This is a genomic window from Aeromonas sp. S16(2024), from assembly GCF_041403065.1.
Lineage (GTDB): Bacteria > Pseudomonadota > Gammaproteobacteria > Enterobacterales > Aeromonadaceae > Aeromonas.
This window is the reverse complement of sequence record NZ_JBGLQX010000002.1, coordinates 1-25,963: the sequence shown is the minus strand read 5'-3', so window position 1 is coordinate 25,963 and position 25,963 is coordinate 1. Positions and strand designations below refer to the sequence as shown.

Below are 25,963 nucleotides of genomic sequence, written 5' to 3'. Positions count from 1 at the left end.
GCGGAGGCAACCACAATGAACGTCACATTCTCGGTATATCGCTATAACCCGGACGTTGATAACGTCCCGCATATGAAGGAATATCGTCTTGATATTCCTGAAGGTTCCGACATGATGGTGCTCGACGCACTGATCCAGCTCAAGGAGCTGGATCCCACGCTCTCCTTCCGCCGCTCCTGCCGCGAAGGGGTCTGTGGATCGGACGGTCTCAACATGAATGGCAAGAACGGTCTTGCCTGTATCACCCCGCTCTCCGATCTGCTGAAGAAGGGCAACAAGGTCGTCATCCGGCCCCTGCCTGGTCTGCCGGTGATCCGCGATCTGGTGATCGACATGACCCAGTTCTACACCCAGTGGGAGAAGGTCAAGCCCTTCCTCATCAACGATGAAAAACTGCCGCCCGTGCGTGAGCACCTGCAATCCCCCGAAGAGCGCGCCAAGCTGGATGGCCTGTACGAGTGTATTCTCTGTGCCTGCTGCTCCACCTCTTGCCCCTCCTTCTGGTGGAACCCGGACAAGTTCATCGGCCCCGCTGGCCTGCTCGCCGCCTACCGCTGGCTGGCAGACAGCCGCGACACTGCGGCTGCCGAACGACTGGGCAACCTGGATGACGCCTTTAGCGTGTTCCGCTGCCACGGCATCATGAACTGCGTGAACGTCTGTCCCAAGGGCTTGAACCCGACCAAGGCCATCGGTCAGATCAAGTCGATGTTGCTCAACCGGGCTGTTTGATACCAGGGCCTGAGGCGCCTTGCGCCGGGCCCGACCTCTGGATAGCCATCCCGTCCCGGGATGGCTATGACCCTACAAGCTGCGCTGCAGTGAACAAGATGTACAAGGGATAGAAATGCATAACGGCGTGATGAAGGCCTGGTTGGAGTCATCTCACCTGGCTGGTGCGAATGCAAGCTACATTGAGGATTTGTACGAATCCTTCCTGGAAAACCCCGACTCCGTGGCCGAAGAGTGGCGCAGCCTGTTTAGCGAGCTGCCCCAGGTCAATGGCCATGCAGTCGAACAACCCCACTCCCAGGTTCGCGACTATTTCCGCCGCCTGGCCAAGGATCCCTCCCGTTACAGCGCCCCGGTCTCCGATCCCCAGGTGGATGCCAAGCAGGTGCGCGTACTGCAGCTGATCAACGCCTTCCGTTTCCGTGGTCACCAGAATGCCAATCTGGATCCGCTGGGCCTGTGGCAGCGTGAAACCGTTGCCGAACTCGACCCGGCATTTCACAACCTGCAGGGCGCAGACATGGAGGCCACCTTCAATGTGGGCTCCTACGCCATCGGTCGCGAGACCATGGTGCTCTCCGATCTCTACGCCTCGCTGAAGAAGACCTACTGCAGCAGCATAGGTGCAGACTACATGCACATCACCTCCACCGAGGAGAAGCGCTGGCTGCAAGACCGTCTTGAATCCATCGAAGGGAAGGGGACCTATACCCTCGAAGAGAAGACCCGCTTCCTCGAGAGCCTGACTGCCGCCGAAGGGCTGGAAAAATACCTGGGGGCCAAGTTCCCGGGGGCCAAGCGTTTCTCCCTGGAAGGGGGCGATGCCATGGTGCCCATGCTCAAAGAGCTTATCCGCCGCGCCGGTGAGCAGGGCTGCAAGGAGGCCGTCATCGGCATGGCCCACCGCGGTCGCCTGAACGTGCTGATCAACGTGCTGGGCAAGCGTGCGCAAGAGCTGTTCGACGAGTTCGCCGGCAAGCACGGCGAATCCTGGGGCACAGGGGATGTGAAGTACCACATGGGCTTCTCCTCCGACTTCGCCACCCCGGGCGGCAACGTCCACCTGGCGCTGGCCTTCAACCCGTCCCACCTCGAGATCGTCAACCCCGTGGTCATCGGCTCGGTGCGTGCCCGTATGGACCGCCGTGGTGACAAGGATGGCTCCAGCGTCCTGCCCATCACCATCCACGGTGACTCCGCCATCGCAGGGCAGGGGGTGGTGGCCGAGACCTTCAACATGTCCCTGACCCGTGCCTACGGCGTCGGCGGCACTGTGCGCATCGTCATCAACAACCAGGTCGGTTTCACCACCTCCTATCAACGTGACCTGCGCTCCACCGAATACTGTACCGACATCGCCAAGGCGGTGCAGGCACCTGTGCTGCACGTCAACGGGGATGACCCGGAAGCCGTGGTGCTGGTGACCCAGATTGCGCTGGATTATCGCAACACTTTCAAGCGCGACGTGGTGATCGAGCTGGTCTGCTACCGTCGTCACGGTCACAACGAGGCGGACGAGCCGAGCGCGACCCAGCCCTTGATGTACCAGAAGATCAAGCAGCACCCGACGCCGCGCAAGATCTACGCCGATCAGCTGATTGGCGAAGGCACCATCACCCCCGAGCTGGCCACCACCCTGGTCAACGACTATCGCGATACCCTGGATCGGGGCGAGCGGGTGAGCAAGGAGTGGCGTCCCATGGAGCTGCACTCCGTTGACTGGACCCCTTATCTGGGTCACGACTGGGCCATGCCCTATGACAGCACAGTGCCCATGGATCACCTCAAGTCCCTCGGCGAGCGTATCAGCCAGTACCCGGCGACCCATGTGCTGCAACGCCAGGTCGAGAAGATCTACGAAGACCGCCGCCTGATGGCCGCCGGCGAGAAGCTGGTGGACTGGGGCTTCGCCGAGACCCTGGCCTACGCCACCCTGGTGGACAAGGGTTCCCGCATCCGCTTTACCGGGGAAGACTCCGGCCGTGGCACCTTCTTCCATCGCCACGCCGTGCTGCACAGCCAGACCGATGCGAGCACCTATACCCCGCTGTGCAACCTGCACGACGAGCAAGGTCCGTTCGAGATCTACGACTCCGTGCTGACCGAAAATGCGGTACTGGCGTTCGAATATGGCTACGCCAGCGCCGAGCCGGCCGGTCTGACCATCTGGGAAGCCCAGTTCGGCGACTTCGCCAACTGCGCCCAGGTGGTGGTGGATCAGTTCCTCTCCTCCGGCGAGCAGAAGTGGGGTCGGATGTGCGGTCTGACCATGCTGCTGCCCCACGGCTACGAGGGGCAGGGTCCGGAACACTCCTCCGCCCGTCTGGAGCGCTATCTGCAGATGTGTGCCCAGCACAACATGCAGGTGTGCGTGCCCTCCACCCCGGCCCAGGTGTTCCACATGCTGCGCCGCCAGGTGGTGCGCCCGATGCGCCGTCCGCTCATCGTGATGACGCCCAAGTCCTTGCTGCGCCACCCGCTGGCGGTGAGCAAGCTCGACGAGCTGGCCGAAGGCACTTTCCAGAACGCCATCGGCGAGATCGACGCCCTGGATCCGAAAGCCGTCAAGCGGGTGGTCTTCTGTTCCGGCAAGGTCTATTACGACCTGCTCGATGCCCGTCGCAAGGCGGAGCAGCAGGATGTGGCACTGGTGCGGATCGAGCAGCTCTACCCCTTCCCGGAAGAGGAAGTGCGCGCCATCCTGGCCGATTATGCCCACGTCACCGATTTCGTCTGGTGTCAGGAAGAGCCGCAGAACCAGGGCGCCTGGTACAGCACCCGTCATCACTATGACAGCGTGCTGCCAAGCAATGCCCGTCTGCGTTACGCCGGTCGCCCGGCCTCGGCCTCACCGGCCGTCGGTTACATGTCTGTCCACGCCAAGCAGCAGAAAGCCCTGGTGGAAGACGCGCTGACCCTGGAATAAACGAGTTGTGAAGGGGAGGGGGCTCCGTGAAGCCGACCCTCTCCGTCTCTGGAACAAGCCTGCTGGCCAAGAAGTAACAAGGAACTGATTACATGACTATCGAGATCAAGGTACCGGACCTGCCGGAATCAGTGGCGGACGCCACCATCGCCACCTGGCACAAGAAACCGGGTGATCTGGTTGCCCGTGACGAAGTACTGGTTGACATCGAAACCGATAAAGTCGTGCTGGAAGTCCCCGCGCCGGAAGCCGGCGTGCTGGGTGACATCCTGCAACTGGAAGGCGCAACAGTGCTCTCCCGCCAGCTGATCGCCATCCTCAAGGCGGCCCCTGTGGCCGGTGAAGAGACCAAGGAGAAGCCGGTGGAAGTGGCAGCCGATGACGCTGCCGACGGTTTGAGCCCCTCCGTGCGCCGCCTGGTGGCCGAGCACGACATCGACGTGGCCAAGCTGACCGGCACCGGCAAGGGTGGTCGCGTCACCAAGGAAGACGTGGATGCCTTCATCAAGAACCTGGGCAAGCCGGCAGCCCCCGTCGCTGCAGTGGCTGCCGCACCGGTTGCGCCCATAGCCCCGCTGGCCGGTCGCACCGAGAAGCGCGTGCCCATGACCCGTCTGCGCAAGCGCATCGCCGAGCGTCTGCTGGAGGCCAAGAACACCACCGCCATGCTGACCACCTTCAACGAGATCAACATGGCGCCCATCATGAAGCTGCGCAAGCAGTACGGCGAGATCTTCGAGAAGAAGCACGGCATCAAGCTCGGCTTCATGTCCTTCTACGTCAAGGCCGTTGTCGAATCCCTCAAGCGCTACCCGGAAGTGAACGCGGCGCTGGACGGTGACGACATCGTCTATCACAGCTACTTCGACGTCAGCATCGCCGTCTCCACCCCCCGTGGTCTGGTGACCCCTGTGCTGCGTGACTGCGACAACATGAGCCTCGCCGACATCGAGAAGGCCATCAAGGATCTGGCGGGCAAGGGCCGTGACGGCAAGCTGACCGTAGACGAACTGACCGGCGGCAACTTCACCATCACCAACGGCGGCGTGTTCGGCTCCCTGATGTCCACCCCCATCATCAACCCGCCCCAGAGCGCCATTCTGGGCATGCACAAGATCCAGGACAGACCCATGGCCGTCGACGGCAAGGTCGAAATCCTGCCGATGATGTACCTGGCGCTCTCCTACGATCACCGCATCATCGACGGCCGCGAGTCCGTGGGCTTCCTGGTCTCCATCAAGGAGCTGCTGGAAGACCCGACCCGTCTGCTGCTGGATGTCTGAGCAAGCGTGACTGAAAGATAACGAGGGGCCGCCCAGGCCCCCATTCACAGGGGATTGAGAAACACGAGCCCCGGACGGAAATACCTACAACACGGATAGAGCATCTATGAATCTGCATGAATATCAGGCAAAACAGCTGTTTGCCGAGTATGGCCTGCCGGTCTCCGAAGGTTATGCCTGTGCTACCCCGCAGGAAGCGGCCGAAGCGGCCGACAAGATTGGCGGCAATACCTGGGTCGTCAAGTGCCAGGTCCACGCCGGTGGCCGTGGCAAGGCGGGCGGCGTCAAGCTGGCCAAGAGCAAGGACGAGATCCGTGCCTTCGCCCAGAACTGGCTCGGCAAGAACCTGGTGACCTATCAGACTGACGCCAACGGTCAGCCGGTCACCAAGATCCTGGTGGAATCCTGCACCGACATCGCCAAGGAGCTCTACCTCGGCGCCGTGGTCGACCGTGGCAGCCGCCGCGTGGTCTTCATGGCCTCCACCGAAGGTGGCGTGGAGATCGAGAAAGTCGCCCACGAAACCCCGGAACTCATTCACAAGGCTGCCATCGATCCTCTGGTGGGCCCGCAGCCCTACCAGGCCCGCGAGCTGGCCTTCAAGCTGGGTCTGGTCGGCGATCAGATCAAGCAGTTCACCAAGATCTTCATGGGTCTGGGTCAGATGTTCCTGGATTGCGACTTCGCCCTGCTGGAGATCAACCCCCTGGTCATCACCGACAAGGGCAACCTGCACTGCCTGGACGGCAAGATCAACATCGACGCCAACGCCCTGTATCGCCAGCCCAAGCTGCGCGAGATGCATGATCCTTCCCAGGATGACCCCCGCGAAGCGCATGCCGCCCAGTGGGAGCTGAACTATGTGGCGCTGGATGGCAACATCGGCTGCATGGTCAACGGCGCCGGTCTGGCCATGGGCACCATGGATATCGTCAACCTGCACGGCGGCTCACCGGCCAACTTCCTGGACGTCGGCGGCGGCGCCACCAAGGAGCGCGTGACCGAGGCCTTCAAGATCATCCTCTCTGACAGCAAGGTACAAGCCGTGCTGGTCAACATCTTCGGCGGCATAGTGCGCTGCGACATGATCGCAGAAGGCATCATAGGCGCGGTCAAGGAAGTGGGGGTCAAGGTGCCCGTGGTAGTGCGTCTGGAAGGCAATAATGCCGAACTGGGTGCCCGTAAACTGGCCGACAGCGGCCTCAATATCATCGCCGCAACGAGTCTGACTGACGCAGCTCAGCAAGTGGTTAAAGCAGCGGAGGCCAAATAATGAGCGTTCTGATCAACAAAGACACCAAGGTGATCTGCCAGGGCTTCACCGGCGGTCAGGGTACCTTCCACTCCGAACAGGCGATTGCCTACGGTACCCAGATGGTCGGCGGCGTCTCCCCGGGCAAGGGTGGCACCACCCACCTGGGCCTGCCGGTGTTCAACACCGTCCGTGACGCAGTGGAAGCCACTGGCGCCACCGCCTCCGTCATCTATGTGCCGGCCCCGTTCTGCAAGGACGCCATCCTGGAAGCCATCGACGCCGGCATCAAGCTCATCGTCACCATCACCGAAGGCATCCCCACCCTGGACATGCTGCAGGTCAAGGTGAAGCTGCAGGAAACCGGCGTGCGCATGATTGGGCCGAACTGCCCGGGCGTCATCACCCCGGGTGAGTGCAAGATCGGCATCATGCCGGGCCACATCCACAAGCCGGGCAAGGTGGGCATCGTCTCCCGCTCCGGCACCCTGACCTACGAAGCGGTCAAGCAGACCACGGACGAGGGCTTCGGCCAGTCCACCTGCGTCGGCATCGGTGGCGACCCCATCCCGGGCTCCAACTTCATCGACATCCTGGAGATGTTCCAGAACGATCCCAAGACCGAAGCCATCGTGATGATCGGCGAGATCGGCGGCAGCGCCGAGGAAGAGGCAGCGGCCTACATCAAGGCCCACGTCACCAAGCCGGTGGTCTCCTACATCGCGGGCGTCACCGCTCCGGCTGGCAAGCGCATGGGTCATGCGGGCGCCATCATCGCCGGTGGCAAGGGCACAGCTGCAGAGAAATTTGCCGCCCTGGAAGATGCCGGCGTGAAAACCGTGCGGTCGCTCGCCGATATCGGCAAGGCCCTGCGTGAAGTGACCGGCTGGTAAGTTCTTTAGCCTGTTATCTCTGATAAAAATGCCGCCCTAGGGCGGCATTTCAGTATTTACATATTGCTCGAGTAGCTATAAATATTTCTATATAAAATTGATTTTAATCAGAACTTTGAAGTTGGCTATCTGACAAGTTGGATAGCTACCTACAAGAAAAATAAGTTTGTGTTTTATTGAGATTAAACCAGATGGGAAGCGAGAGTTCTTACCATTTGTAATGGTGCGATGAGTACATTGTAACTTGATGGAAAATTTTTATTTAATAGAATTGTTGGGAATTGAATGGTGATTAACTCAGAAAGTGTTGTGACATTTGAACCGACAGCTTACCGCGATCAGTGGATGGCTCAGTACCGAGAAGTTCGGGCCCGTTATGAAGACCTTTCTGAAACAGCTCAGAGGATTGTCTTGACTGCGCTTGATACAGCGCTCATTAGGGTCCATTCCGTTGAAGGTAGAGCGAAAACAATAGAAAGCTTCGGGATGAAAGCATCAAAGGCATCGGCCACTGACCCAACTAGGCCAAAGTATTCTAATCCGCTCCATGACATCACGGATCTTGCTGCAATCCGGGTAATTACATTCCTTCCTAAGGTGGTTCAGAATGTTTGCAATCTAATCGATGATCAATTTCTTGTCATCGAGAGGAGTGATAAAGCCCAAGAGTTGTTGGACGAAGGACGATTTGGTTATCAAAGTGTTCACTATTTGGTCAAAATGCATCCGGCAAGACTTCGATTGCCAGAATATGCAAGATTCGATGGGCTGACCTTCGAAATTCAAGTTCGTACACTTCTACAACACGCATGGGCTGAAATGGAGCATGATATACAATACAAAAGTGAAACGGTAATACCTTCAACAATACGCAGACGCTTTATTGCATTGGCTGGCATGTTAGAAATGGCTGACCGTGAATTTGAAGCATTGCTTGATGCAGATGAGAGGCTACGTACTGAAGCGAGAACATCAGTAGAATCCGGACACTTGGCAGATGTTGAAATTACGCCAGATTCTCTTAAAGCCTATCTTGATAGAAAGTTGGGCCCAGATGGCCGTATCGCGGAGTGGGTATATGAGATGACCGCACGATATTTGAAGCATATGGGTTTTACTTTTTTGACTCAGCTTGATGAATGCATTGGAGACTACGATGACGATCACATTTGTCGGATTCTCTGGGGAAGTCGAATGGGGCAGGTCGCTCGATTCGAGGCTGTACTTCTAGCATCTATGGGCGAAGTCTATGCAAAACGGCACCCGTGGTCGGAAGAAGCAAAATGGGTTGATCGATTCACTTCGCAGATTGACCATATGCGCGAGAGTGGAGTTTCAATAGGGAACTACGATCCGCTGTCACATGTTGTAGTTACACCAAACTAAAACTCAGTGTTAAGGAATATCAGGTAGTGGGAAATTTTGGATACACGCCTTTTTGACCACGGTATAACCCTGTACTTGTCCGGATAGATCACTGGCGAGAGGGTGAAGCATGATTATCACCCGTTCACGTTGAGTTAGTCTGCAAGATTCGCCTTATGACCACATGGTTATCTCGTTTGTTGTTGGGCTTCGCAGGCTCAGCCACAACCTACAGGCGTTGTAGGTTGGCGCTGAGCGTAGCGAAGCCCAACGTTTACCACCAACCTTGAAAAATCGGGCCATAGGGCGTATAACCACGCGCTTGTTAGTGTATTGAGCGAGCCTACCTTTATGCAGCAGAGTGAACCCGTGCAGACCGCCCCCTTTTGGCAGGTGAAGAGCCTGCAACAGATGACCATGACGGAGTGGGAGTCCCTGTGCGATGGCTGCGGCAAGTGCTGCCTGAACAAGCTGATCGACGAGGACACCGAGGAGCTGGTGTTCACCAACGTGGCCTGCAACCTGCTCAATACCAAGACCTGCCAGTGTTCCGACTACGGCAACCGCTTCAAGAAAGAGCCGGACTGCCTGCAGATCACCTTCGACAAGATTGCCGAGTTCGACTGGCTGCCGTCGAGCTGCGCCTATCGCCTGCTGGCCGAGGGGCAGAGCCTGCCTGAGTGGCATCCACTTATCACCGGCAGCCGCAGCGCCATGCACCAGGCCGGCCAGTCGGTGCGCGGCAAGGTGGTGCACGAGGCCCATGCCGGCGACTGGATCGATCACATCATCACCTGGGCCAGCTAACGCCAGACCCTTTTCGGGCCAGCCGCCGAACCGTATCAACAGCGAAGGGGCAGGGGAGTCATACTCTCCTGCCCCTTCGGCTTTCTGGCGATTTCCACAGTGCTCTGCGAAGGCGCTTATTTGTCCGCCTTGCCCGCCGCATCGGCCAGTTTGGCCAGCTGTTTGTCATACCAGGCCACCGGGCGGTTTTCATCCTCCGCCCGCTCTTTTCGCCGGATGGCATTGCGTACCGCCATGGCCCCCAGCCAGCGAAACGGCTCGGGCGGGAAATAGCCGCGCGGTCCGCTTACCAGGGCGCACTCGCGCCACAGTTTGTCCTCCTCCCGCACCTCATCTCTCACCAAGGCCGCCAGGATCTGGCCGCCCATCCAGCTCTGGGTTACCCCGTTGCCGGAATAGCCGAGGCCGTAGACAACGTTGGGTTGCGCTCGCCAGTGGCCGAAGAAGGGGAGGCCATCCACCGAGCGGTCGGAGGCGCCGCACCAGCTGGCGGCGATGGGCACATCTTCAAGTGCCGGAAAGAAACGGCGCAGGGTGCGGGTGAGGGGGGCGAGATAGCGGCTGGGGGCATCGAACTCGGCCAGATGGCGGTTGGCAAAGGCGAAGGTGTTGCCCCCCTTGCCCAGCATCAGCCGCCCCTGCGGGGTGGATCTGTAGTAGTGCACGAAGGTGCGGCCATCCACCACGCTGCGGCCGTGCGCGAGCTGCTGGGCGGCAAGTGCCTGTGGCGCGGGTTCGGTTATCACCATATCCGAGGAGACCAGCACTATGCTGCGACGAAACTCGCGAAAGTGCGCCGTCATGGCGCTGTTGAGGGCCAGCACCACCTTGCGGGCGATTATTTCAGCCTGTGGCGTCTGTACCCGTGCAGGCTGCCCCCCTTCGAGGCGCTGCATGGGGGAACCTTCGTAGACCTCGACTCCCAGTTCCCGCGCTACCCGCAGCAGGCCGCGCACCAGCAGCGCCGGTTGCACCGAGCCGGCGTGGGGGCTGTAGAGCCCCTCCAGATGGACGTGGGATCCGTTCTGGCTGGCCAGTTCACCCTCCGCAATCGCCTGCCACTGGTTAAGGTCCGCTCGCTTTAGTTCCCGCAATACCGGATCCATCAGACCGCGCTGGGCCTCGCTGGTGGCGGTGTAGCAGGTGCCCTCGACCCTCAGCTCCGCCTCTATGTTGTGCTTTTCGCAGAAGCGGGCGATCTCGTGCACCGCCTGTTCGGATCTTTGCACCAGCCAGGCCGCCTGCTGTTCGCCAAAGAGGCGCTTTAACGTCAGGTACTTGGCCGACCAGGTGAGCAGGCAGCCGCCGTTGCGCCCCGAGGCGCCGCTGCCACAGCGATCCTTCTCCAGCACCAGGATGCGCAAGTGTGGCTCGGCTGTTTTAAGGGCGATAGCGCTCCAGAGCCCGGTAAAGCCGCCGCCGACGATGCAGACATCCACCTCGTGCTGGCCTTGAAGAGGCGTTGGGGGAGCGGGCTGTTCGGCAGCGAGGGCCTCGGCCAGCCAGAAGGGGAGAGTGGACATGATGACTCCTCGACAAGGTTATGAGTGGCGCCAGCGCTGGGTGCGGGCCAGCAGGGCTCGGCTCAGGAAAAGCTGGGCCAGCTTGACGGTGGCGGCGGCCAGCAGGATCAGGGTGGCCATGGCGGCGGCCGTGGCGGTATCGCCGGAATCTTCCATGTTCAGCACGGCGATGGAGGCGAGCACGCTGTCGCTGGAATAGAGGAAGATCACCGCCGAGGTGGTGGTCATGGCGTTGACGAACAGATAGATGAAGATCTCCAGCAGTGCCGGCAGGGAGGCGGGCAGGGTGATGCGCCAGAACGCCTTCCAGAGCGGAATGCGCAATGAGATGGCCACCAGCTCCAGCTCCCTGGGCAACTGCTTCAAGCTGGTCACCGCCGTCATATGGCCCACTGTGTAGTAGTGGATGACGCAGGAGAGCACCATGAGCGGCAGGGTGCCGTAGAGATTGCCAAGCAGGCCGGAGCCATTGAAAAAGAAGATGTAACCCAGCCCCAGCACCATGCCGGGCACCGCCAGCGACAGCATGGCGAGCAGATGCAGCAACTGGCGAAGCCATGGGAAGTGGCGCCCCTTCTCCTGCGCCCAGGCCAGCACCATGATAAGCACAGTGCCTGTGATGGCGGTATAGAGGCCCAGCTGAAGGGTGTTGGTAAAGGGCTGCCAGCCATAGACGCTGTTGCTGTCAAAGGCGTAGTGATCCAGCGTCAACCCGAGGTTGTAGGGCCAGAATTGCACCAGGGAGCCGTAGACCGCCATGCCCACCAGCGCCAGAAACAGCAGGGCCCAGAGGCTGCACCAGCCGAGCGCCAGCAGATCCCGCAGCCGATGGGGTTTGGGCTGATAGGGCACCGCCTTGGTGCTGCTCTGCTCCTGCATCTTGCTGCGCACTCTGTGCTCCAGGGCAAAGCTCAAGAGCGCCGGCAGCAGCAGGGTGACGCTGGCGACCGCCCCTAATGCGAAGTTCTGCATCCCGATCACCTGGCGGTAGATGTCGGTGGCCAGCACGCTGTACTGACCGCCAATCACCTTGGCCACCCCGAAATCGCAGATGGTGAGGGTGAAGACGGCGATGGCGGCGCTGAGCAGGCCATAGCGGGCGGTGGGCAGAGTGACGGTGACAAAGGTGCGCCAGCCGCTGCTGCCGAGCACCCGTGATGCTTCATAGAGGCGAGCATCGCTCTGGCCGAGCGCCGTGATAAGGATCATCAGGGCGTGGGGGAAGCACCAGAAGCCCAGACCGATGACGATGCCGATGGGGCCGTAGATGCTCTCGCCGCCGAGCAACCCCTTGGCGATCCCCTGATTGCCGAACCAGTAGACCAGGCTGATGGCTGGCAGCAGGGAGGGCATCAAGAGCGGGATCAGGCCAACGAGGCGAAACAGGCTCTTGCCCGGCATGCAGGTGCGGGTGAGGGCATAGGCGTAGCCGAAGGCGATGGTCACCACCAGCGCGGTGATGAGCACCCCGAGCCAGAGGGTGTTGCCTATGGTGCGCCCCAGATGGGGGGAGTCGAAGTAGGCCTTGAAGTTGGCGAGCCCTACCCAGAGGCCGTTTTCGTCTTGCAGGCTCTTTTGCAGCATGGTGAGCAGCGGCAGCAGCAGGCCGCCCACCAGCAGGGCGATGCCTAGCAGAAGCAGCAGGAGTTGCAGCAGCTGATCCCGATTCCAGCCGGTGCAAGAGCGCCGCCAGAGGGGGGCGCGCTGCGGTTGCGATGGGGGCAATGGGGATGAGGTCGTGAGAGGGGAGCTCATGCGCCATCTCCTTCAAACAGCTGCATGGCCCCGGCGGGCCAGTGCAGGGAGCAGCGCATGCCGCTGCGCCAGCCCCCCTGTTCGTGGCGGGGCAGCTCCTGGGTCGGGCGCTCCACCAGGATCTGTTGCGGGCCCAGATAGGTGTTGGCGGTGCAGATAAGGCGCTGGGCGGCACCGAGAAACTCCACCTGATCGATGGTTGCTTCAACGCCATGTTGGCCAAGATAAGGCTCGCTCGGCGCACTCAGGGTGATGGCCTCGGGGCGGATGGCCACCTGCAATTTGCTGCCTGCTGCGGCCCGGTTGGCGAGCTGAAGAGGCTGTTCGTTGAGGCGCACCTGGGTGGGACTCAGCACCAGGGTATCGAGGAAGTTCATGGTGCCGACGAAGCTGGCCACGAAGCGGCTCGCAGGCTGGTGGTAGATCTCCTGCGGGGTGCCCACCTGCACTATGTTGCCGCTCTCCATCACCACTATGCGATCGGCCATGGTCAGGGCCTCCTCCTGATCGTGGGTCACCATGATGGTGGTGATGCCGAGGCGCTGCTGCAGGGCGCGGATTTCGCTGCGAAGGTGGGTGCGCACCAGCGCATCCAGTGCGCTGAGGGGCTCGTCCAGCAGCAGCAGGCCGGGGGAGAGGGCGAGCGCCCGGGCCAGGGCCACCCGCTGCTGCTGGCCGCCGGAGATCTGGCTCGGATATTTGTGGGACTGGGCAGTGAGATCCACCAGCCCCAGCCAGTGATCGACCCGCTCCTTGATGAGATCCCGCGCCAGCCCCTGATTCTCGAGGCCGAAGGCGATGTTCTGGGCCACCGTCAGGTTGGGGAAGAGAGCGTAGGATTGAAACACGATGCCAAAATCCCGCTGCTGGGGCGGCAGGCGGGAGATATTGCGCCCCCCCTGCCAGATCTCGCCGCTGTCTGGCAGATCCAGACCGGCGATGGCTCTGAGCAAGGTGGTCTTGCCGCAGCCGGAGGGGCCGAGAAAGCAGATAAACTCCCCCGGCTCAATGGTCAGAGAGATCCCCTTGAGGGCCTGAAAAGCACCGAACTGCTTGTTGAGATGTTGAATGTCCAGATAGGGCTGGGTCATGGTTCGACTCGCTACTGATTTGGTATATACCAGTTTGCCGATGAAGTGTGACGGTCAGGTGATAAGGGGATGACAGCTCGATGACAGTCAGATGACCATGGGTCGCCGGCAGGTGGCTGTGCCGCGTACAGACGGGCGGGGAGCCGCCCATCGAGGGCGACATAAACCAAAAAGCGAAGGCCAACACCTGTTGGCCTTCGCAAGGGGTTTATTGGCGGCGGTTCGTCGGGCGTGCACGGACCGCTGCCGTTCACGCTTACTGTTTGGCTTCGGTCTTGCCGTCGAAGCTGGCGCTCCACTGGGTCAGGATGGCGTTGCGCTCGCGGGCGGCCCAGCCAAAGTCGTTGTCGATCATCTGACCCTTGATATCCGCCGGATAGCCCGCTCTTGGTTGGGCGACCCCAGGGATGGCGACCACAGCGAACGACTTGTTGTAGAGGGCGTTGGCCTGCTCGGTGGCGGCAAAGTCGAGCAGCTGTTTGGCGGCCTCCAGCTTGGGGGTGCCCTTGATGATGGCGGCGGCCTCCATGTCCCAGCCCGAGCCTTCGCTCGGGAACACCACCTCTATGGGGGCCCCCTTGGCCTTGAGGCTGGTGGCCGGGAAGTCGAAGGAGATGCCGATCACCGTCTCGCCGCTGGCGGCCAGCTTGCAGGGAGCCGAGCCCGAGTGGGTGTAGCGGTCGATGTTCTGGTGCAGGCCGTTCATGAATTGCCAGCCCTGCTGCTCACCCATGGTCTGCAGCCAGCCGGCGACGCTGAGGTAGCCGGTGCCGGAGGAGCTGGGGTTGGGCATGATCACCTTGCCCTTGTAGATGGGTTTGGTGAGATCCGCCCAGCTGGTGGGGGCCGGTATCCCCTGTTTTTGTGCCTCTACCTTGTTGAAGCAGATGGCGCTGAAGAAGGCGTCCAGCCCAATCCAGTGCGGCTCGGCCTTGCCGTCACGAAAACGGCTGTCGAGTTTCTCCAGCCCCTTGGGGGCGTAACCGGTCAGCATCTGCTGCTGATCGAGCTGCATCAGGCTGGTGGCGGCCAGTCCCCACACCACGTCTGCCTTGGGCTGGGCCTTTTCAGCCAGCAGCCTGGCAGTGACCACCCCGGTGGAGTCACGCACCCACTTGATGCTGATATCCGGGTGCTGGCGCTCGAACGCGGTTTTCAGCTCGCCGAGCTGCTCCGGCTCGAAGGCGGTGTAGACGGTGAGATCGGTCGCGGCCAGTGCCGGGGCTGTCATGGCGGCCAGCACGGCGGCGGCCAGCAAAGGGGTTCCCTGTTTCATCCTCTTCTCCATATGAATTGGCTTGGTATAAACCAGATTGGTCGAGAGAGAGGCTAGGGGATCTTTATGACGTTCAGGTGACGGTCCCGTGACGTTTTGCCGCACGGGATTGTCCGCCCTTGACTTGTCTGTTCCTAATCCTGGGTATCCACCTCGATCTCCAGGCTGTCGTGGCGCCAGTACTCCAGATCGAAGTCGAGCACCCGGCCGTGCTGATCGAAGTTGAGCCGCTCGAGGCGCAGGGCGGGCAGACCGGCGGTGGCCCCCAGCGCCTTGGCCACCTCGTCCGGCAGGGCTGTGGGGAAGAAGCGCACCTGCATGCGGGCGTAGTGGAGATCGTAATGGGCCTGATAGATCTCGGTCAGGCTGCCGGCAAGATCCAGCTCCAGCAGGCCGGGCACCCGCTCGGGCAGGCAGTGATTCTCGCAATAGCAGATGGCGCGCCCGTTGGCATAGCGCAGCCGCTTGAGCAGAAACAGGCTGTCGAACGGCTTGAGCTGCAGCCGCGCCATCAACGCGGGCGGCACCGCCTGGCGGCTTTTTTCCAGCAGTTCGGTGCGCGGTTCTCCCCCTTGCTCCCGCACTATCTGGTGAAAGTTGGAGGTGCGCCTGGGGTTGAGACTAAAGCGCGGCGGGGTGACGAACCAGCCGCGGCGATCCTCCCGATAGATGAGGCCGTTTGCCTCCAGTTGCACCAGCGCCTCGCGGATGGTGACCCGGGTGGTGCCGTAGAGCTCCCCCAACAGCCGCTCGGAGGGGAGCTTGTCGTTGGAGGCCAGGCCCCCCGCCAGGATCTGGTTGGCGAGGGCATCCTTGATCTGCAGGTATTGCGGTTTGCTCATGAAAATCTCTGGTTGTGCAATGAGTTGGGCAATGGGCTGGTTATCTGCTCGGTCGTTAAACGGCGGCGTCAAAAAATGTTGGTAGAGACCAGTGTTGCCCCTGTTGTTCAGGCTTCCTAGATTATCGCGATCCCGGCGCTGAAAATGAATTTTTTGTTGCACGTGGCCCCACCCCTTTGACCTTGGCGGGGCAGTTACCCACAATGCGCTCATTCTGGTATATACCAAAAGGAGCGAAGTCATGACCCATATTCCTGCGGCCCCTGCCGCCGTCGATTACCTGCTGCTGACCCCGGGCCCCCTCTCGACCACAGCTACCGTGCGGGCCGCCATGCTGCAAGACAGCTGCACCTGGGATGCGGACTACAACCTGGGCGTGGTGGAGCCCATCCGCCGCGAGCTGGTGCGCCTCGCCACCGGCCCGGAATATGAAAGCGACTACAGTGCCGTACTGCTGCAGGGGAGCGGCAGCTATGTGGTGGAGAGCGTGCTGGGCTCGGCGATCGGTGCCGATGAGTGCCTGCTGATCATCAACAACGGCGCTTACGGGGCCCGCATGGGGGAGATGGCCCGCTGCCTCGGCCTGCGCCACCATGAGCTGGACTGCGGTGAGACGACCCGCCCGGAGCCTGCCGCCATCGACGCCATGCTGGCGCGCCACCCCGAGATCACCCATCTGGCCATGGTGCACTGCGAGACCACCACCGGCATGCTCAACCCCCTTGAGGAGGTGGCTGCGCTCTGCCAGCGCCGTGGCATTCGCCTGATCGTCGATGCCATGAGCAGCTTTGGCGGCATCCCCATCGACATGGGCCGCCTTGGCATCGAGTTTCTCATCAGCTCCGCCAACAAGTGCATTCAGGGGGTGCCGGGTTTTGGCTTCGTCATTGCCCGCCGCGCCGCGCTGATGGCCTGTTCCGGTCGCGCCCGCTCTGTCTCCCTCGACCTGCACGCCCAGTGGCAGACCATGGAGCAGCAGGGGGGCAAGTGGCGCTTTACCTCGCCAACCCACACCGTGCTGGCCTTTGCCCAGGCCCTGCGTGAGCTGGATGAAGAGGGGGGCATCGCCGCCCGCCATCGGCGCTACGGCGAGAATCAGCGCACCCTGGTGGCGGGGATGGCCGAGCTCGGCTTTGCGCCGCTGCTGCCAGAAAAATGGCAATCTCCCATCATCACCGCCTTCTACTCCCCGGCCCACCCGGACTACCGCTTCGTCGACTTCTACCAGCGGCTCAAGGCACAGGGCTTTGTCATCTATCCGGGCAAGGTCTCCCAGGCCGACTGCTTCCGTATCGGCAATATCGGCGACGTGACTCCAGAGCGGGTGCGTGAACTGCTCGCCGCCATGGCCAGCGCCTGCTACTGGCAGGGGGAAGCACCATGACCAGCATGCCGGCTCAGGGTCCTGATCTGCGTGACGATAAGCTGCACGGCAGTGGCCGCGCCGACAGCGAAGGGGATATCAACCTCGGCGAGAGTCGGGCGCGCTGGTGGGCGGGCCAGAGCGAAGTAGTACAGGCCGGATTGGCGGAAGATAGCCGCTACTTCCTCCATCAAGCCCTCTCCACCCCCTGTCTGGATCTGATTGAGGGGGCGCAGGGGAGCTGGCTGACCAGCGTATCGGGCGCGTGTTACCTCGATTTTCACGGCAACAGCGTCCATCAGCTGGGCCACGGCCACCCCAAGGTGGTGGCCGCGGTGCAGCAGCAGCTCGCCGATCTGCCGTTCGCACCCCGCCGCTACACCCACAGGATCGCCATCGATTGTGCCCGCACCCTGGCCGAACTGGCTCCCGGCGATCTCAACCGGGTGCTGTTCGCCCCGGGCGGCAGCGAGGTGGTGGGCATTGCCTTGAAGCTAGCCCGCTTTATCACCGGCAACAGCAAGGTGGTGTCCCTGTGGGATGCCTTTCACGGTGCCTCCCTCGATGCCATCTCGGTGGGCGGTGAGGCCTGCTTTCGCGCCGGCATGGGCCCCTTGATGGCCGGGGTGGAGCGCATTCCACCCCCCACCCGTTATCGCGGCGTCTGGTATCGCGGGGAGGGGGACGACCTGCACTACGCCGATTATCTGGAGTACGTCATCGAGAAGGAGGGGGGGATAGGGGCCTTTATCGCCGAGCCCATCCGCAACACCGATGTGCAGGTGCCCTCGAAGGCCTACTGGCAGCGGGTGCGGGAGATCTGCGATCGCCACAAGGTGTTGCTGATCGTTGACGAGATCCCCAATGCCCTGGGCCGCACCGGCCACTGGTTCAGCTTCGAAGAGTTCGGCATCGAGCCCGACATCATCTGCATGGGCAAGGGGTTGGGGGGCGGTGTGGTGCCCTTTGCCGCGCTCATCACTCGCGATCGTTTCAATCAGGCGGCGGCCATCTCGCTGGGTCACTACACCCACGAGAAGAGCCCCATCGGCTGCGCTGCGGCGCTCGCCACTATAGAGACAATCCGCGAAGAGGGATTGTTGGCAAAAGCGCAGGAGGATGGCCGCTTTATGGCGCGCGAGCTCGCGGTGCTTGCCGAGCGTCACCCGCTGATCGGGCAGGTGCGCGGTATCGGTCTTTTGTGGGCGCTCGATCTGGTGGTCGATCACCAGAGTCGCACCCGCAATAGCCAGGCCGCCGAGCGGCTGCTCTACCGCTGTCTGGAACTCGGGCTCAGCTTCAAGGTCTCCCAGGGCAACGTCATCCAGCTCTCGCCGCCGCTCAATATCGCCCGCGCCGATCTGGTGCGCGCCATCAACATTCTCGATCGCGCCCTTGGCGAGATCGCACTTTCACCTAAACAGGAAGATCACCATGACTGACTTGCAGATTGCCATCCACCCGGCCACCGATGTAGAGGCGCTGATCCTCGACTGGGCCGGCACCGTCGTCGATTTCGGCTCCTTCGCCCCCACCTCCATCTTCGTCGAGGCCTTCGCCCGCGCCTATGACTTCCCGGTGAGCCTGGACGAGGCACGCCAGCCCATGGGGCTGGGCAAGTGGGATCATATCGCGGCCCTCGGCCGTCTGCCCTCGGTGGATGAGCGCTGGCAGGCCCGCTTCGGCCACCCCATGAGCCATGCCGAGGTAGACCACCTCTATCACACCTTTATGCCGCTGCAGATTGCCGCCGTGACCCGCTTCGCCGCCCCCATCCCCGGTGTGCTGCCGGTGCTGGATGCACTGCGGGGGCAGGGGCTGCGGATCGGCTCCTGCTCCGGCTACCCCCGCCCGGTGATGGAGGCGCTGGTGCCAGCCGCGGCCGATCACGGCTATCGGCCGGATCACTGGGTTGCCACCGACGATCTCAAGGCAGGCGGTCGCCCCGGCCCCTGGATGGCGCTGGCCAACGTGATTGAGCTGGGCGTGAGTGCGGTGCATCGCTGCATCAAGGTGGATGATGCCGTACCCGGCATCAGCGAAGGGCTGAGCGCCGGCATGTGGACGGTGGGATTGTCGGTTTCCGGCAACGAATTTGGTGCCACCTGGGACGAGTTTGCAGCCATGAGCGAAGTCGAGATCGCCGCCCGGCGCGCTCCGGCCGAGGCCAAACTGCGGGGGGCGGGGGCTCACTATGTCATCGACACCCTGGCCGATATCGCCCCAGTCATCGCGGACATCAACCGCCGTCTGGCGGCAGGGGAGCGACCCTGAACAAGGTGGTGAGAGGGAAGGGGAGGCTTGGATTGTCATCGGCCTTGCAAGCCGCTGGGCCCTGAAGAGCAGACATAAAAAAACCGGCGCCTGGGCGCCGGTTTTTGTTCACAGAGACTCTATTACAGAGAAGCGGTGAAGGTACGGGTGATGACGTCTTGCTGCTGCTCTTTGGTCAAGGAGTTGAAGCGAACGGCATAACCGGATACGCGGATGGTCAACTGCGGATATTTCTCCGGGTTTTCCATGGCGTCCAGCAGCATTTCACGGTTCATCACGTTGACGTTCAGGTGCTGACCGCCTTCCAGGTTGGCTTCATGGTGGAAGTAACCATCCATCAGGCCGGCCAGGTTGGCTTTCTGGGCTTCCATGTCTTTGCCCAGAGCATTCGGTACGATGGAGAAGGTATAGGAGATACCATCTTTGGCGTAGGCGAACGGCAGCTTGGCGACGGAAGTCAGGGAAGCAACGGCACCCTTCTGGTCACGACCGTGCATCGGGTTGGCACCCGGGCCAAACGGCGCACCTGAGCGACGGCCATCCGGGGTGTTACCGGTCTTCTTGCCGTACACCACGTTGGAGGTGATGGTCAGCACGGACTGGGTAGCCACGGCGCCACGGTAGGTGTTGAGCTTCTGAATCTTCTTCATGAAGCGCTCGACCAGGTCACAGGCGATGTCATCGACGCGAGCGTCGTTGTTACCGAACTGCGGGTACTCGCCGTCGATTTCGAAGTCGATGGCAACGCCATCTTCGTCACGAATCGGCTTGACCTTGGCGTACTTGATGGCAGACAGGGAGTCAGCCGCAACAGACAGACCGGCGATGCCGCATGCCATGGTGCGATAGACGTCACGGTCGTGCAGCGCCATCAGGGAGGCTTCGTAGCTGTACTTGTCGTGCATGTAGTGGATGATGTTCAGGGCGGCGACATATTGCTTGGCCAGCCAGTCCATGAAGTGATCCAGACGGTCCATCACGTCGTTGTACTCGAGGTACTCACCCTTGACCATCTCGGTCTTGGGGCCGATCTGGATCTTGAGCTTCTCGTCCATACCGCCGTTGATTGCATACAGCATGGTCTTGGCCAGGTTGGCACGGGCACCGAAGAACTGCATCTGTTTGCCGACGATCATCGGGGACACACAGCAAGCGATGGCGTAGTCATCGTTGTTGAAGTCCGGACGCATCAGGTCATCGTTCTCGTACTGAACGGAAGAGGTCTCGATGGATACCTTGGCGCAGTACTTCTTGAAGCCGACCGGCAGCTTCTCGGACCACAGAATGGTCAGGTTCGGCTCAGGTGACGGGCCCATGGTGTACAGGGTGTTCAGCATACGGAAGCTGTTCTTGGTGACCAGGGTACGGCCATCAACGCCCATACCGGCCAGGGTCTCGGTCGCCCACATCGGGTCGCCGGAGAACAGTGAATCGTATTCAGGAGTACGCAGGAAGCGAACCATGCGCAGCTTCATGACCATGTGGTCCATCAGCTCCTGGGCTTCTTGCTCGGTCAGCAGGCCTTTCTTCAGGTCACGCTCGATGTAGACGTCCAGGAAGCTGGAGGTACGACCGAAGGACATGGCGGCGCCGTTCTGGGACTTGACCGCCGCCAGGTAGGCGAAGTAGGTCCACTGCACGGCTTCTTTGGCGGTTTTGGCCGGAACTGAGATGTCGCAGCCATATTTGGCGGCCATCACCTTCATCTGGGCCAGGGCACGGTGCTGCTCGGAGATCTCTTCGCGCAGACGGATGGTGGCTTCCAGGTTGACACCGTTTTCCAGATCGGCCTGCAGAGACTTGAACTGGGCCAGCTTGTCGGCCATCAGGAAGTCAATACCGTACAGGGCAACACGGCGGTAGTCACCGATGATGCGGCCACGGCCGTAGGCATCCGGCAGACCGGTGATGACGCCGGATTTACGGCAGCTCAGGATGTCCTTGGTGTAAACGTCGAACACGCCCTGGTTGTGAGTCTTGCGGTACTCGGTGAAGATCTTCTCGACCATGGGGTCAAGTTGACGACCGTAGACTTCGCAAGAGGTCTTGACCATCTTGATACCGCCGTTGGCGATGATGGCGCGCTTGAGCGGCTTGTCAGTCTGCAGACCAACGATTTGCTCCAGGCTCTGATCGATATAGCCGGCATCGTGAGCGGTAATGGTGGAGGGCAGGTCGGTATCAAAATCGACCGGCGCGTGAGTGCGGTTCTCGATCTTGATCCCTTCCATGACCTTGTCCCACAGCTTGGTGGTAGCTTCGGTCGCGCCAGCCAGGAAGGACTCGTCACCTTCATACGGGGTGTAGTTCTTCTGGATGAAGTCACGGGTGTTGACAGAGGTCTGCCATTCACCGGCCGCGAAGCCTTCCCATGCTTTTTGGAACTGTTCGTTAAGTTCTGCCATTTTCATTACCTCTCAAGGTATTTATGTGTCTGCCGCCATCCTTAATGATGGCGACGGAAGATAAACCAGTAAGTCAGACCAACCATGACGCCGCCACCAATGATATTACCAAGGGTGACCGGAATGAGGTTGTTTAGGACGAAGTTGGATACGGTCAGATCGGCGAACGATGCCGGGTCCTGGCCGATGGCCTGCCAGAATTCCGGGCCTGCGACGCTATGGATGGCGATGCCGACCGGGATCATAAACATGTTTGCGATGCTGTGCTCAAAGCCGGAGGCCACGAACATGGCGACGGGAAGCAGCATCACCATCACCTTGTCGGTGGCAGTGCGGGCACCGAAGGCCATCCACACGGCGAGACACACCATGAGGTTGCAGAGGATGCCGAGCGCCAGGGCCTCGAAGAAGGTGTGATGGATCTTGTGCTGGGCCACTTTCATGGCATTCAGCCCCCACTGACCATCCGCCGCGGTGTATTCCGCCGACATGATGATGAGCGCGACTATGATGAGCCCGCCGATGAGGTTGCCGAAGTAGACCAGCCCCCAGTTCTTGAGCAGCTGAGACCAGCTGATGCGGTTGGCGGCCTTGGCCACCAGGGTCAGGGTGGTGGAGGTGAACAGCTCGGCACCGAGCAGCACGCACAGAATGAGACCGAGGGAGAAACAGATGCCGCCGACCAGCTTGGACATTCCCCAGGCCATGCCGCTCGATCCCGTGGTGACGGTGATGTAGAACACGAATGCGATGGCGATGAAAGCACCTGCCGTGATGGCCAGAGGAATGACCTTGTGGGCGGGCTTGGTTGCCTTGGCATAGGTAATGTCTTCAGCCAGCGCGGCTATGGCTTCGGGCTTCAGACAATCAAAGGGAGATTCTGCTTTCAATTCTCAGTACCTGCATATTTTGCCTGTGGAAATAATAACAAAGGGGCTGATCCCCAAAATTGACTCCGATCAAGAATTACAGATTGTGAATGTAATTTTACTACAGGTTTTTTCTTCATCCGGAAGCTTGACTTTACACCAGGTTTCAGGTGAAACAGAAATGGGTTTATTTTTAATTTGATGATTTTTAAGAATTTATATCTTGCATATCAAAAAAAGCACCGGCAATGCACCTTTACGGCTCCTCAGCATGATGAAGGTCAAATTGACAACCCCCTAAGAGGTATTTTTTGTTATTTATTTCATCTTTGAGTAAGAGCCCGCCAAAGCGTAGCCCATAAAACAGAAGGGGCCATCAGGCCCCTTCGTCACACCGGCATATCAGCTCCATGTGTGGATTCGTTTGGCCTTTTGCAGTTTCTCGTAGGCTGCTAGCAGTTTCTGATGCAGCGGGAACTGGGAGAGGGACAGATCGGCCGCCTCCAACCCGTGGAAACGTGCCTCGCCGCGGGCATGGGCCCAGGCCTCGGCCAGGGTCTCTTCCCCGAACATGCGGGCGAATACCGGGCGGTACTGCTCGGGGTCACGCTCGTCATCCAGGAACAGCTCGACACAGGCGCGCAGGGCGCGGTAGTAGTTCGCGCGATCCGCCGGGAACACCGACTGGTTGAACTCCATGGTCCAGTCGATGAGATCCAGCGCGCTTTCCAGCTCGCCTGCTGCCAGCGCCAGCATGGCCTTGAGCTCGCCGACCCGCAGGGTGTGCAGGGCAGTGCCCTTGGCGGCGGCGATGCCGAGCAGCTCGCGCACCCGGGTACGCTCGTCGTGCCCCTCTTCATCCAACTGGTCGAACAGCGCCATGTATTGCTCGGCGTCCCACGCCAGGGACGGCAGCGCCAGTATGGTTTCCCGCAGGTGGGCGCCCATGGTGTTGTTGGCCAGCAGCAGATCCTCGACCGGATAGATGTCGGACATGCCCGGCACCAGGATGCGGCAGGCGTAGACGCCCAGGTGCTCGTAGTCGGCGATGTAGACCGGCTGCTCCAGCTCGTGGAAGATGCCGATCAGGTGGTCGAACTCCTCCTGGGAGGTGCCGCGAAAATCCCAGTCGGCAAACTCGAAGTCGGACTCCTGCTTGAACAGATCCCAGCTGATGAGGCCGGAGGAGTCGATGAAGTGGGTCTCCAGGTTGTGGTGATCCGCCACCTGCTCGTTGTCGAATGACGGCGGCACGAAGACATCCAGATCCTTCAGGCCACGGCCCTGCAGCAGTTCGGTGACGGTGCGCTCGAAGGCGACCTCGAAACGCGGGTGGGCGCCGAAGGAGGCAAAGCAGGTGCCGTTGCTCGGGTTGAGCAGCACCACGCAGATGACCGGATAGCGGCCACCCAGAGAGGCGTCGAAGCTGTAGATGGGGAAGCCTTCGGCCTCCAGCGCATCGATGGAAGCCTTGATACCGGGGTAGCGGGCGATCACCTCGCTCGGGATCTCCGGCAGGCTGATGGCTTCGGCGATGATCTTGTTCTTCACGTGGCGCTCGAACACCTCGGACAAGCCCTGGGTGCGGGCCTCGGTCCTGGTGTTGCCGGCACTCATGCCGTTGGAGACATAGAGGTTGCCGATGATGTTCATCGGGATATAGACGGTCTGATGATCGGACTGGCGCTCGAACGGCAGGGCGACGATACCGCGCTCCTCGTTGCCGGATTGCAGATCCACCAGCATGTCGGCGGTCACTTCACCATCCGGGTTGTAGAACTTGCGGGTGAAGCTGTCGAGCAGACCGGCAGGCAGTTGGTCACCCTGGATGGGGAACCACTTCTCGTTCGGGTAGTGGACGAAGTCACCATTTGCCACCTGCTCGCCCAGATAGAAGTCGGCAAAGAAGTAGTTGGTGGAGAGACGCTCGAAATACTCCCCCAGGGCCGACGCCAGGGCCGCCTTCTTGCTGGCTCCCTTGCCGTTGGTGAAGCAGAGGGCGCACTCTTTGTCCCGGATGTGTACGGACCAGACGTTGGGTACGGGGTTGAGCCAGGAGGCCTCTTCGATATCAAACCCCAGGGCCTGCAACTTGGTCTGGAACCGCTCGATGGAGTCTTCCAGCGCCGCGTCCTTGCCGGGAATAAAAGTGTGGTCGGTCATCACAATATCCTGATTTTTAATGGCTCATGTTCGGTCGCAGATAATAGCATGAGTGGCGGGAAAAGCGGCCAGGACAATCCCCTTCCAGGTGCGGGTCAGGTTGTCGTCGGTGGCCAGCATAGTCTGGGTTATTAGCTCTCCTGAACAACATTAAGAAAAAGTAGATTTTTTTATCTCATGCCGCCGTCCATCATGGGGCCGACTTGTTTCTTCGTGGTGACAAGCACCCTGCACCAGCCCTCCGGGCATGGGTCACTTGGCCTCGTCTGCCGTTATCGCCTTCGCCACGGATCATTTATTGGGAGTTGCTATGCCATTCATGACACCACAGATTGATGCCAGGGTGACCAGCCTGGCCCCGGGATTCCGGGCCCTGAGCATCCAGGTCGACGGGGCCACCATGGTCGATCGCAACGTCGGCGCACAAGCGCTGGCGCGGGCCTGCCAATACGTTGCGGCGGGCGGTGCACCTTGGGCACAGGATCATCTGTCCGCCTGGGGCGAAGTATTCAAACGCTTCGGTGCCAAGCCTCAGCGGACCCCCTGCTCGGCACAGGCGCTGCTCAAGCGGGTGCAGCGCGAGGGCAGCCTGCCCTGCATCGATCCCGTCGTCGATCTCTACAACGCCATCAGCATCGAATATGCCATCCCCGTCGGTGGAGAGGATCTCACCGCTTATGAAGGATCGCCCCGGCTGATCATTGCCGATGGCACCGAGCTGTTTGACACCATGAAGGAGGGGGCCCCTGCCCATGAGACCCCCGAACCTGGCGAGGTGGTCTGGTGTGATGACAGAGGCGTGACCTGTCGCCGCTGGAATTGGCGTCAGGGGACCAGAACCCGGCTCAGCGCCGAGTCCGGGCAGATGTGGTTCATCCTGGAAAGCTTGCCTGAAATGCCGCTGGCGGCGCTGCAGGAGGCCGGTGATCGGCTGATCGAGGGGTTAAGGCAGATGATGCCGGGCGCCCGGATAGAGAGCGTGCTGATAGGAAACCCCGACGGGGCATGAGGAGAACATAATGGCCACCCTGGGCTGTCTCTTGATCACAACTGTTGATGCGCAAGAGACAGCGCCAGTTCATAGCCTTCAAGGAGGGTCTCTAACCTAAACCAGCCCTCCCATAACACCGCTATCGAGGCTCGC

General features: G+C 60.8%; 19 protein-coding genes. 11 read left to right on the top strand and 8 right to left on the bottom strand.

Annotated elements, in window-relative coordinates; translation table 11 throughout:
• The first annotated feature begins 15 nt into the window (after nucleotides 1–15).
• The 7 genes from ACB030_RS01950 (at nucleotide 16) to ACB030_RS01920 (ending at nucleotide 9,258) form a co-directional block, all read left to right on the top strand.
• Entirely contained in the window at nucleotides 16–732 is a 717-nt protein-coding gene (locus ACB030_RS01950) for a succinate dehydrogenase iron-sulfur subunit (protein ID WP_139435404.1), read from the top strand.
• A 115-nt stretch (nucleotides 733–847) separates the two neighbouring features.
• The gene (sucA, locus tag ACB030_RS01945) at nucleotides 848–3,658 is read left to right on the top strand and encodes a 2-oxoglutarate dehydrogenase E1 component (RefSeq protein WP_371157588.1); all 2,811 of its coding nucleotides are present in this window, start codon (nucleotides 848–850) and stop codon (nucleotides 3,656–3,658) included.
• Between the two features lie 92 nt (nucleotides 3,659–3,750).
• Nucleotides 3,751–4,941 carry a 2-oxoglutarate dehydrogenase complex dihydrolipoyllysine-residue succinyltransferase gene (gene odhB, locus ACB030_RS01940; protein WP_025326738.1) on the top strand — a complete coding sequence of 397 codons (1,191 nt, stop codon included), beginning with the start codon at nucleotides 3,751–3,753 and terminating at the stop codon, nucleotides 4,939–4,941.
• A 106-nt stretch (nucleotides 4,942–5,047) separates the two neighbouring features.
• Nucleotides 5,048–6,214, top strand: coding sequence for an ADP-forming succinate--CoA ligase subunit beta (gene sucC, locus ACB030_RS01935; RefSeq protein ID WP_005300220.1), 1,167 nt, complete (start codon nucleotides 5,048–5,050; stop codon nucleotides 6,212–6,214).
• Complete coding sequence (gene sucD, locus ACB030_RS01930; protein ID WP_042649072.1) at nucleotides 6,214–7,086, top strand: succinate--CoA ligase subunit alpha; 873 nt, start codon at nucleotides 6,214–6,216, stop codon at nucleotides 7,084–7,086. Before sucC ends, sucD begins: the two co-directional genes overlap by 1 nt.
• A 285-nt stretch (nucleotides 7,087–7,371) precedes the next feature.
• Entirely contained in the window at nucleotides 7,372–8,472 is a 1,101-nt protein-coding gene (locus ACB030_RS01925; RefSeq protein ID WP_371157585.1) for a GTP pyrophosphokinase family protein, read from the top strand.
• A gap of 330 nt (nucleotides 8,473–8,802) precedes the next feature.
• Nucleotides 8,803–9,258 (top strand): YcgN family cysteine cluster protein, encoded by a 456-nt coding sequence (locus ACB030_RS01920; protein WP_371157583.1) that lies wholly within the window; start codon nucleotides 8,803–8,805, stop codon nucleotides 9,256–9,258.
• A gap of 116 nt (nucleotides 9,259–9,374) precedes the next feature.
• On the opposite strand, the gene ACB030_RS01915 is transcribed toward ACB030_RS01920, so the two are convergent.
• The 5 genes from ACB030_RS01915 to phnR all read right to left on the bottom strand — a co-directional run bounded on the left by ACB030_RS01915 (nucleotide 9,375) and on the right by phnR (nucleotide 15,745).
• Nucleotides 9,375–10,781, bottom strand: coding sequence for an FAD-dependent oxidoreductase (locus tag ACB030_RS01915; protein ID WP_371157581.1), 1,407 nt, complete (start codon nucleotides 10,779–10,781; stop codon nucleotides 9,375–9,377).
• A gap of 18 nt (nucleotides 10,782–10,799) precedes the next feature.
• Complete coding sequence (locus tag ACB030_RS01910) at nucleotides 10,800–12,536, bottom strand: putative 2-aminoethylphosphonate ABC transporter permease subunit (RefSeq protein WP_371157579.1); 1,737 nt, start codon at nucleotides 12,534–12,536, stop codon at nucleotides 10,800–10,802.
• A complete protein-coding gene (locus ACB030_RS01905) occupies nucleotides 12,533–13,627 on the bottom strand; it encodes a putative 2-aminoethylphosphonate ABC transporter ATP-binding protein (RefSeq protein ID WP_371157577.1) in 1,095 nt (364 codons plus the stop codon). Before ACB030_RS01905 ends, ACB030_RS01910 begins: the two co-directional genes overlap by 4 nt.
• Nucleotides 13,628–13,883: 256 nt before the next feature.
• On the bottom strand, nucleotides 13,884–14,903 hold the full coding sequence (locus tag ACB030_RS01900; protein ID WP_202045325.1) for a putative 2-aminoethylphosphonate ABC transporter substrate-binding protein: 1,020 nt from the start codon (nucleotides 14,901–14,903) through the stop codon (nucleotides 13,884–13,886).
• A 134-nt stretch (nucleotides 14,904–15,037) separates the two neighbouring features.
• Nucleotides 15,038–15,745 carry a phosphonate utilization transcriptional regulator PhnR gene (phnR, locus tag ACB030_RS01895; RefSeq protein ID WP_371157575.1) on the bottom strand — a complete coding sequence of 236 codons (708 nt, stop codon included), beginning with the start codon at nucleotides 15,743–15,745 and terminating at the stop codon, nucleotides 15,038–15,040.
• A 241-nt stretch (nucleotides 15,746–15,986) separates the two neighbouring features.
• On the opposite strand from phnR, the gene phnW reads away from it, so the two are divergent.
• Genes phnW through phnX form a run of 3 tightly spaced genes read left to right on the top strand, consistent with a single transcriptional unit; the run spans nucleotide 15,987 to nucleotide 19,382 of the window.
• Complete coding sequence (gene phnW / locus ACB030_RS01890; RefSeq protein ID WP_371157573.1) at nucleotides 15,987–17,129, top strand: 2-aminoethylphosphonate--pyruvate transaminase; 1,143 nt, start codon at nucleotides 15,987–15,989, stop codon at nucleotides 17,127–17,129.
• Nucleotides 17,126–18,550 (top strand): aspartate aminotransferase family protein, encoded by a 1,425-nt coding sequence (locus tag ACB030_RS01885; protein ID WP_371157571.1) that lies wholly within the window; start codon nucleotides 17,126–17,128, stop codon nucleotides 18,548–18,550. Before phnW ends, ACB030_RS01885 begins: the two co-directional genes overlap by 4 nt.
• Complete coding sequence (gene phnX / locus ACB030_RS01880) at nucleotides 18,543–19,382, top strand: phosphonoacetaldehyde hydrolase (protein WP_371157569.1); 840 nt, start codon at nucleotides 18,543–18,545, stop codon at nucleotides 19,380–19,382. Before ACB030_RS01885 ends, phnX begins: the two co-directional genes overlap by 8 nt.
• A 122-nt stretch (nucleotides 19,383–19,504) precedes the next feature.
• Here phnX and pflB read toward each other — a convergent pair whose 3' ends face one another.
• The 3 genes from pflB to ycaO form a co-directional block, all read right to left on the bottom strand.
• Nucleotides 19,505–21,787 carry a formate C-acetyltransferase gene (gene pflB, locus ACB030_RS01875; RefSeq protein WP_371157567.1) on the bottom strand — a complete coding sequence of 761 codons (2,283 nt, stop codon included), beginning with the start codon at nucleotides 21,785–21,787 and terminating at the stop codon, nucleotides 19,505–19,507.
• A gap of 41 nt (nucleotides 21,788–21,828) precedes the next feature.
• Nucleotides 21,829–22,677 carry a formate transporter FocA gene (focA, locus tag ACB030_RS01870; protein ID WP_371157565.1) on the bottom strand — a complete coding sequence of 283 codons (849 nt, stop codon included), beginning with the start codon at nucleotides 22,675–22,677 and terminating at the stop codon, nucleotides 21,829–21,831.
• A 381-nt stretch (nucleotides 22,678–23,058) separates the two neighbouring features.
• A complete protein-coding gene (gene ycaO / locus ACB030_RS01865) occupies nucleotides 23,059–24,819 on the bottom strand; it encodes a 30S ribosomal protein S12 methylthiotransferase accessory factor YcaO (protein WP_371157563.1) in 1,761 nt (586 codons plus the stop codon).
• A gap of 310 nt (nucleotides 24,820–25,129) precedes the next feature.
• Between ycaO and ACB030_RS01860 the strand changes: the two genes are divergently transcribed.
• Nucleotides 25,130–25,828 (top strand): B3/4 domain-containing protein, encoded by a 699-nt coding sequence (locus tag ACB030_RS01860; protein ID WP_371157561.1) that lies wholly within the window; start codon nucleotides 25,130–25,132, stop codon nucleotides 25,826–25,828.
• The last annotated feature ends 135 nt before the right edge of the window (nucleotides 25,829–25,963 follow it).